The sequence below is a fragment of the Sutterella sp. genome (genome assembly GCF_052272535.1).
Classification (GTDB): domain Bacteria; phylum Pseudomonadota; class Gammaproteobacteria; order Burkholderiales; family Burkholderiaceae_F; genus Sutterella.
This window is the reverse complement of record NZ_DAVZJY010000095.1, coordinates 1-8,675: the sequence shown is the minus strand read 5'-3', so window position 1 is coordinate 8,675 and position 8,675 is coordinate 1. Positions and strand designations below refer to the sequence as shown.

The following is an 8,675-nucleotide window of genomic DNA, read 5'->3' as shown; positions in this document are numbered from 1 at the left end:
TGATGATGCGGCCGGCGGACATCGAGGCGCGCACGATCATGCGCCCCGGGAGCGAGGCGCCGAACTGCTCCTGCTCGCCCGAGTGGGAGGACGAGAGGTTGATCGAAGTCTGAATGACGCGGTGCGCCTTCTTCGAGAACCAGAGCGTGAGGACCATCACGAGGCCCGAAGCGAGCAGGAAGAAGGTCGGAGCGGTGGAGGGGTTGAGGAGCCCGCCCATCATGAAGCCCGAAGCGTCGGAGCCCGAAGCCGTCCATTCCTTCCAGCTCTCCCAGGCGGCGAGCGGCACGCCCACGAAGTTCACGAGGTCGTTGCCGGCGAAGGCGAAGGCAAGCGAGAACGTGCCTGCAAGGATGATCACCTTGAAGATGTTCACCTTGAAGACATTCATCAGGATCTGGAAGAGGATCGAGAAGCCGACGAAGAGGACGGCGAGGATTACCTGCGTGTTGGCGTTGATCCAGTCGATCCACTCCGGGCGCATGAAGGAGGCGCCCTTGGCGCCTTTCATCACGAGGAAGTAGATGATCGCGGTGATCGAGAGGCCGCCGTAGACCGCACCCACCTTGCGGTAGACCCCTTCAAACTTGAAGGAGAAGATGAGGCGCGCGACGTACTGCACCACCGCGCCCGCGACGAAGGCGACCGCGACGGAGATCAGGATGCCCGAAATGATCGCCAGGGCTTTGGAGTTGTTGATGTAGTCGGCGACTTCAAGAAGCGAAGCGCCAGTCGACAGGAGCTTGTAGGCGGCCGCGGCGATCGCGGAGCCGAGGAGCTCGAAGACGATCGAGACCGTGGTCGAGGTCGGGAGCCCGAGCGAATTGAACGCGTCGAGAAGCAACACGTCCGCCACCATGACGGCGAAGAACACCACCATGATTTCGGCGAAGGAGAACATCTGCGGGTGGAAGACGCCCGAACGGGCGATCTCCATCATCCCGGAGGAGAACGTGGCGCCCAGCATCACGCCGATCGACGCGACCCACATCGTGGTGCGGAACTTGGCGATGCGGCAGCCGAGGGCGGAGTTGAGGAAGTTGACGGCGTCGTTTGAGACGCCGACGAAGAGGTCGATGACGGCGATGACCGCGAGGAACGCGAGCAACGCCAAATAGTATTGTTCCATGATTGAGGGCAGCCCAAAGGGTTTTTACTTAAGGTCTTGGGACGGTCCCCATTGTGGTGCGTGCATGTGACGGCTCCGTGTTGCTTTTTTGACGTCCGTGTGACGTTTCCGTGCCGCCACGCCCGAAACACCTGTAAACCGGGCGTTGCGGGAGGATCCGCGTTCAGAGGCGCGCGCCGCTACCGAGCGCCGGAGCGCCTGCGTCGTCGGGAGCAGGGTAGAGCGCGTGGAGCGCGGCGATTTCGCCGAGCACCTCGAAGACCCGCCGCAGAGCGGGCCCGTTGCTCGTGGAGAGCCGCGCCGCCGTCACCGGCATCGCCTTTTCGCCCGCGGCGAGCGGAATCACGACGGTGTTGGGACCCTTGGCGGCGCAGTCCACCTCAGGGATCACCGCGTAGCCGCAGCCCGCGTCCACATAGGCCATCAGGAGCCGGAGCGAGGGCGTGCAGACCATGCGCCGCGGCGCGAAGCCGAGGAAGATATCCGGGATGTACGGGTGCTCCTCCGCGCCCGCAAGGCAGACGTAGGTCTGCTCGAGCATGCGCTCGACGAGCTTTTCGCGCGTGTCGGCGCCCGCGGCCCGTCTGGTGGGACATCACGAGGACGGCGTCCCAGGACTGGAGAGTGATGCTCGTGACGTTCGGCGGATAGTCGAGTCCGCAGGAGACGCTCACGATGTCGTCGAGCCGGCCGTCCAGGAGGCGCTCGAGCAGGTCCCGCGGCGGCTGCGTCTCCGGAATGAGCAGTAGGTGCGGGTGGCGTTCGCGCAGCCGCGAGAGGAGGTTGGTGAGGATCCCGGCGCTGATCACGCCCGGGCAGACGCCGAGGCGCACCTTGGCCTTTTCGCCCGAGAGAATGTCGTCGGCGTTCCGGCGGGCGCACTCCATCATCGCGAGGATGCGCCCGGCGTCGGCGAGGAACCCTTCGCCCACGGGCGTCAGGGTGAGCGTGCGGTTCGAGCGGTTTATGAGCGGCGCCCCCCACCTCTTCCTCCAACGCCCGGATCCAGAGGCTCAGCGCCGGCTGCGAGACGCCGAGGCGTTCGGCGGCGCGGCCGAAGTGCGTGGTCTGGGCGAACAACGGCGAAGGCCTCGCGATGGCCTGGAAGGCGGGCGCCGAGAAGATGGGTGAAGGGTCGGCCCTCATCCACGCCGCCGAATTCGACGGGCTCGCCACCTCGGCCGCGGGCGACCACGGCATGGTGGACGCCAACCTCCTCGTGCGCGTTCTCAAAACGCCGCAACTCTGGGTGGATCCGGCCGGCAAGCTCCCGTTCGAAGTCTCGGGCGCCGGTCCTGCGAATCCGACGGGAAGGGGCGACTTCCGTGCGCTCATGGAGGAGGCGGTCCGCCAGGGCGTGGCCGTGAAGGCCGACACGCTGGAGGAGCTCGCCCGGAAGGCCGGCTTCACGCCCGACTTCGTCGGCCAGGTGGCCGACTACAACCGCGCGGTTGAGACCGGGAAGGATCCCTTCGGCAAGCCCGCCCGGTTCCTCAAGTTCAAGGCTGAGACCGGTCCCTTCTACGCCGCGCGCGCGAAGGTTGTGAGCCTCTCGAGCCTGGGCGGCGTGCGCGTGAACGAGAAGTTTGAGGCGCTCTCCTCCAACTACCAGTCCGTGAAGGGCCTCTACGCCACGGGCAACAACGCCTACGGCCGTCCTACCCGCCCTACCAGGGCCTCGCCCTCGGCTTCGCCTGGCATTCCGGCCGCATCGCCGGCCGTGAAGCGGCCGAGTACGTGAAGACCGTGAAGTAGCCACGTCCCGCTCGAAGGGGGCGGCGCACGCCGTTCCGGCCGGGATCCGGGAAAACGCGGTGCTAAACTCGCGCGCTCTTCCGACGGTTCCCTTCATGACCAGACTCACGACCTCCTCGGGCCGCTTCCTCCACCTTGGCCGCCGCATCGCCATGCTGATTCTCGGCATGGAGCTCGCCACGCTCGGCATCTCCTTCACGACCTGCTCGAACCTCGGCACGACCCCGATCAGCACGCTGCCCTACGTGCTCTCGAAGATCTTCCCGCTCTCCTTCGGCACGACGACCTTCATCCTCAACGTGGGCTTCGTCGCGCTGCAGTGGGTGCTGCTCAGGGACCGTTTCTCGATCCTCAACCTGCTGCAGATCCCCGGGGTGCTCGTCTTCAGCGCCTTCATCGACCTCAACATGCACTTCGTTCGGCCCTGGTCGCCCGACGGTTGGTGGCTCGGGATGGCGATGAGCATGCTCGGGAACGTCGTCCTCGCCTGCGGCATCTTCCTGCAGATCCGCTCCAAGACCATCGTGCAACCGGGTGAAGGCATCGTCATCGCCTTCGCGGCCGTGCTGCGCCGTCCCTTCGGGAACGTGAAGATCGCGAGCGACCTCACGCTCGTCACCCTCGCGGCCGTCCTCTCCGTTTCGGTCCTGGGCGGCCTCGTGGGCCTGCGAGAAGGCACGGCCGTCTCCGCCGTCCTCGTCGGCCTCTTCGTGAAGGCGATCGTCTACTTCTTTCCCGACCGCCATGCGGGCGAGCCCCATCAGGTCCGGCTCACGAAGTGAGCTTCACTCACAATAGGATGTACTTTCGTGCATGGGTGTTAATACGACTACATAAAAAGTCGTAGACGACGTAGATTCTCAAGCGTTGCCGCACCGGTCCGGGTCTCTTCACCTTTCTTCCGGACCGGAGCGGCTCATGTTGCGGCCAGCCCGCCCGGGCGGAGCGACTCCGGACCAACGGAGCGACTCCCTCAGAAGTCTCGAGGCGCCGGAGGCGGCCGCGCCACCAAAGAAGAAGCGTTTTGAGGATAAGAAAAATGCGTCGTTTCCAGCTTGCCGCCGCGGCTCTCGCGGTCGCCTTCGCGTGCGGTTCCGCCCTTGCCTGCACCACCGTCGTGGTCGGGTCCGACGCCACCGCCGACGGGTCGATCCTGATGGCGCGCGCCGCCGATTCGTCCGCCCTGAAGGCCCAGCACCTCGTGATCCATCCGGCGACGAAGGGCGTCAAGGGCATGTACCGCACCGCGGACCACCACGGCGCGAACAACTTCGAGTACCCGCTCCCTGAGAACGGCATGCGCTACACGACGGTTCCGAACTGGCAGACCCAGGTGCACGGCGCGACGGGTTTTAATGAAGCGGGCGTCGGGTTCTCCGGCACCGAGTCGATCTTCGCGCGTCCCGATGCCCTGAAGCTCGACCCGTACAACGAGAAGACGGGCATCACCGAAGACGACATCCCCGAAGTGCTGCTGCCGCGCGCCAAGACCGCGCGCGAAGCCGTCGAGCTCCTCGGCCACGTGGTCGAGACGATCGGCGCGGGCGAGGGCTTCGGCGTCGTGCTCATGGACAAGAACGAGTCCTGGTACTTCGAGACGGGCACGGGCCACCATTGGCTCGCCCAGAAGACCCCGAAGGACAAGTACTTCGCGTCGGGCAACCAGGGACGTCTGCAACAGTACGACCCGAAGAGCCCGGACTTCCTCGCCTCGAAGACCCTGGTTGAATGGGCGGTGAAGAACGGCTTCTACGATCCGAAGAAGGACGGCGAATTCAACTTCTCCAAGGCCTATACGCGCGACGACTACCGCGACCGCGACTACAACGATCCGCGCGTCTGGCAGATCCAGAAGATCCTGACGCCGAGCCTCAAGCAGGATGTCTCCGCGGGCCGCACCTTCCCGGTGTGGGCGACGCCCGAGAAGAAGGTCACCGTCGACGACCTCAAGGCGATCATGCGCAACCACTACCAGGCGGGCGAGCTCGCCTCGCACGACCCGTACACGAACGGCCTCAAGGGCGACGCCGAACCCTTCCGTCCGATCAGCGTCTTCCGCACGTACGAGTCGCACCTGATGCAGGTCCGTCCGTGGCTGCCGCAGGCGATCGGCAACGTCACCTATCTCGCGATGGGCATGGCCGACCTCTCGGTCTACGTGCCGGTCTATTCGGGCATGTCCGCCTATCCCGAGCACTGGGGCATGGGCACCGACAAGGCCGACTCGAAGAGCCTCTACTGGAAGTTCCGCAAGCTCCAGACCCTCGTGATGACGGACTACCCGAAGCTCGCGCCCGTCGTGAAGAAGGCCTACGCGGCCTTTGAAGCCGACCTCGCGAAGCGCCAGGCGGCCTTTGAGGCCGAGTACGTGAAGCTCGTCAAGACCGACGCCGCGGCCGCGCAGAAGAAGCTCGACGAGTTCAGCATCCAGGCGATGACGGACGCGGAGAACCTCACCGAGTCCCTGACGAACGAGGTCTTCACGATCCGCACGACCGACATCCAGAAGGCCAACTTTTTCGCCAACCGCTCGAAGAAGGACTGATGCGGGCCGTCACCGGCATTTCTTCGGCCTTCATCCGTGAGGGCTGAGGCGGCTCGCCGGTGAGCCGGGGGAAAATGAACGGGACGCTCCCAAAAAGGGGCGCCCCGTTTTGCATTCTCAGGCGGCGCACGGGTCCTTCGACGCCGCCTTCCGGTCGCAGCGCTCCCCAAAAAATCCCTCATCTCTGCGCGCGGCGCGGCGTTTTGGCGGAATGCAGGAGCTTGGCGTGCGTAAAATGCACTTTTTCGCTGCGCGCGGAGGGCGTCTCGGAATCCCCCGCGCAAACGGCTTGGACGGCAAGACAACAAGAAGGACAACTGATGGAACGACAAACCTGGAGCAGCCGCCTCACCTACATCCTCACCGTGGCGGGCGCCACGGTGGGCTTCGGCGCCACCTGGCGCTTTCCCTATCTCGTGGGTGAGAACGGCGGCGGCGCGTACGTGCTGATGTTCATCTTCGTGATGCTCCTCGTGGGCATCCCGATCATCCTCGTCGAGAACGTGATCGGACGTCGCGCCCAGGCCAACAGCGTGGACGCCTTCCTCCCGAAGGGCTCGAACTACCCGCCCATCTGGAAGGTCTTCGGCTACACGGGCCTCATCGGCGCCTTCGGCATTCTCTCCTACTACATGCCCTTAGGCGGCTGGGTGATCTCCTACATCTACCATCTCTTCCTCGGCATGCTCGGGCTCCCCGGCGGCCTCGACCTGTCGGTGCCGGTCTCCAAGGAGTTGACGAGCGCCTTCTACCACGAGAGCATCGAGCACTCGCCCTGGGGAATCACGATCGCCACGGCCTTCTTCGTGTGGGCCAACTGGGTGATCCTCCGCAAGGGCATCATCGCGGGCATCGAGCGTTCGGTGAAGTTCCTGATGCCGCTCCTCTTCATCTGCCTGATCGTGATGGTGATCCGTAACCTCACGCTCGAGGGCGCCTGGGAGGGCGTGCACTTCTACCTGATGCCCGACTTCAGCAAGCTCTCGGGCAAGCTCTTCCTCGACGTCCTCGGGCAGGTGTTCTTCGCCCTCTCGCTCGGCTTCGGCGTGATGATCACGCTCTCGAGCCACCTGAAGAAGAGCGAGAGCATGGTGAAGACCGCCGTGATCACGGGCGTCATCAACACCGTGATCGCCGTGCTCGCGGGCTTCATGATCTTCCCGTCGCTCTTCAGCGCGGGCCTCTCGCCCGACTCGGGGCCCTCGCTCGTCTTCAAGACGCTCCCGATCGCCTTCTCGCACATGGCGTTCGGCAACTTCTTCGCGATCGTCTTCTTCCTTCTTCTCGTGATCGCCGCCCTCACGACCTCGATCACGATCTACCAGGTGATCATCTCGGTCCTGCACGAGAAGTTCGGCTTCATCTATGAGAACGCGATCAACACGACGCTTGCGGCGGTCTTCATCCTCGGCAACGTCCCCTGCATCCTCTCGAACGGGCCCTTGGCCGACGTGCGGATCCTCAACCGCTCCGTCTTCGACGCCTACGACTTCATCTCGGGGAACATCTGCTTTGTGGTGACGGCCCTGGGCGCGACGCTCTTTGCGGGCTGGGTGATGAAGGGCGCGGCTTTGGACGAAATCACCAACGGGGGCACGCTCAAGGGCGCGGTCTACGGCGCTTGGTTCACCTACGTCCGCTGGGTGATTCCGGTTGTGATCCTCGCGATCTTCGTCTACGGCCTGATCCCACTTTTCAGGTGATTCCCGGAGACGAGATCCATCAAGCGCCGGCAACGCCTCCTTCCCTGGAGGCGCGTCGGCGCTTCTTCATGGAAACGCCGCAAGGAAACATCTGACTTCAGGCAGTTCCCATAAACGAGCGCGGACGAAGCTCGTCAGCCTGTGGGGCCTGAGAAGGGTGCTCTGGCTCAAGTGAATCCGGGTCGGTCCAAAAGACCGACGCCGAATCAGCAGCAGGAATCCACCGAAGTGATCAGCAGCGCAAGTTGCTGACTCAGTAGAGAATCTCCGTCGTTTAGGGCGGAGAGAACGTCAAAGTTTGAGCATTGCGGGGTACGGATCGATAGCCTTTGTTTTTTGTAGGGCAACACGTCTGTAGATGGCAAGCTTGTTGTCGATGATCAGTCTTTTCCTTTGCCATGGTTCGGCGGTTTTGGGAAATTCTTCAGCGATCTCAACGATGAGCTGTGGTTCATGAGCCGCAATGGATACGGCCAGTCGGTCAAGCAGCTGCTGAAGCGTCGAGCTGGCTCTGATTAGGATTCGCTCTTCTTTACGGATATGGAAGAAGCCCGTGTTCTCTACCAGGTGCAGGACTCTCTGCAGGGCTTCTTTGCCTTCCTGCTTGTGCTCGCCGTTGATGGAGATGCAGTAGATCGGTCGTTCAGCCCAGAGCCATTCAGGATCAATGTTGTGACGACTGCACCAGGCTTTAATTTTGTCGCCTAAATCCGTGGTTGGCATGCTGCGTTCAAATTGGCTGCGCAGTTCGGCCAGTTCGGCCGCAGTTCTTAAAGTGCTCTCGGGCTCTACGGTTTCGCGGTTGAATTCGGCCAGCCAAGTGTGAACAATGGCATGGACGATTTGTGAGATCGATGCTGAGTCCGCTTGATGTTCAAAGGGATGAGCGAAGATTTCGCGGGCCGATTGTGCCATGCTGAGCTCATAAGGCTCAAGGCGGGCGTGAGGCCCGCGGATGCCGGCATCAAGGCGATCGAGGAAGGGCGCAACCATGCCGGCCAGGATGACGCTTTCCGGTTCATGTCTGTCGAAGAGCTCGAGACCAACCTTCTGAGCGAAGGCAAAGTCGAGAGGAGACAGCTGTCGGCGAAGCATCTCCAACACCAGATCATAGCGATTGCTGAAGATTGCCGAGAAGCCCTTTTTGGATTCTGAGTCAAAATGCGAAACAATCATGAACATTCTCCGTAAAAGAGTTCTCCGTAAACGAGGCGGGGGCTGGCACCTTCTAATACTGTATAATATTATACAGTCTTTAAAGAAAAAAACAACCCCGGATTTACCCCGAGGTTCTAAGTGCCTCAACGATTTCAGCGGCTCTCGACTACGATCTACAGCTCGTAAATCCGAGATTTTTGGAGCCTAAGTGTTTCCCTTTATGCGTCACTATTTGACGCAACCAGATGCTAGTACAGCGTTCGCTAAGTAACGCCATTAAATGAGTTTTTTGCGGTACAATGAGGGCACCTACTAATTACGGATACCCTTCCATGCCGCGTGGACGCCCAGTCAGCAATCGACTCGAACTCACTCCTGAGCAACG

The 8,675-nt window shown here is 62.5% G+C and carries 8 protein-coding genes and 1 pseudogene; 4 read left to right on the top strand and 5 right to left on the bottom strand.

Annotated features, from left to right (window positions below; genetic code table 11):
- The 4 genes and pseudogenes from ACT6Y9_RS06220 to ACT6Y9_RS06205 form a co-directional block, all read right to left on the bottom strand.
- Window positions 1–1,129 (bottom strand): inorganic phosphate transporter (locus tag ACT6Y9_RS06220; RefSeq protein WP_443743883.1); only part of this gene is annotated, 1,129 nt, incomplete at its 3' end.
- Between the two features lie 163 nt (window positions 1,130–1,292).
- Window positions 1,293–1,553: a hypothetical protein gene (locus ACT6Y9_RS06215; RefSeq protein WP_443743882.1), complete on the bottom strand. Its 261-nt coding sequence runs from the start codon at window positions 1,551–1,553 to the stop codon at window positions 1,293–1,295.
- Window positions 1,510–2,061 (bottom strand): LysR substrate-binding domain-containing protein, encoded by a 552-nt coding sequence (locus tag ACT6Y9_RS06210; RefSeq protein ID WP_443743881.1) that lies wholly within the window; start codon window positions 2,059–2,061, stop codon window positions 1,510–1,512. The genes ACT6Y9_RS06215 and ACT6Y9_RS06210 overlap by 44 nt, the downstream gene beginning before the upstream one ends.
- A 91-nt stretch (window positions 2,062–2,152) precedes the next feature.
- A pseudogene (locus ACT6Y9_RS06205) lies at window positions 2,153–2,209 on the bottom strand (hypothetical protein); the annotation flags it as partial.
- Between ACT6Y9_RS06205 and ACT6Y9_RS06200 the strand changes: the two are divergent.
- The 4 genes from ACT6Y9_RS06200 to ACT6Y9_RS06185 all read left to right on the top strand — a co-directional run bounded on the left by ACT6Y9_RS06200 (window position 2,193) and on the right by ACT6Y9_RS06185 (window position 7,132).
- On the top strand, window positions 2,193–2,870 hold the full coding sequence (locus ACT6Y9_RS06200; protein WP_295477048.1) for an FAD-binding protein: 678 nt from the start codon (window positions 2,193–2,195) through the stop codon (window positions 2,868–2,870). The pseudogene ACT6Y9_RS06205 and the gene ACT6Y9_RS06200 sit on opposite strands and share 17 nt — an antisense overlap.
- 109 nt (window positions 2,871–2,979) lie before the next feature.
- Window positions 2,980–3,666, top strand: a complete 687-nt coding sequence (locus ACT6Y9_RS06195) for a YczE/YyaS/YitT family protein (RefSeq protein ID WP_443743880.1) — start codon at window positions 2,980–2,982, stop codon at window positions 3,664–3,666.
- A 257-nt stretch (window positions 3,667–3,923) separates the two neighbouring features.
- A complete protein-coding gene (locus ACT6Y9_RS06190; protein ID WP_443743879.1) occupies window positions 3,924–5,429 on the top strand; it encodes a C69 family dipeptidase in 1,506 nt (501 codons plus the stop codon).
- A 320-nt stretch (window positions 5,430–5,749) separates the two neighbouring features.
- On the top strand, window positions 5,750–7,132 hold the full coding sequence (locus tag ACT6Y9_RS06185; protein WP_295481116.1) for a sodium-dependent transporter: 1,383 nt from the start codon (window positions 5,750–5,752) through the stop codon (window positions 7,130–7,132).
- A gap of 291 nt (window positions 7,133–7,423) precedes the next feature.
- Here ACT6Y9_RS06185 and ACT6Y9_RS06180 read toward each other — a convergent pair whose 3' ends face one another.
- Entirely contained in the window at window positions 7,424–8,314 is an 891-nt protein-coding gene (locus ACT6Y9_RS06180; protein WP_443743878.1) for a hypothetical protein, read from the bottom strand.
- Between the last annotated feature and the right edge of the window lie 361 nt (window positions 8,315–8,675).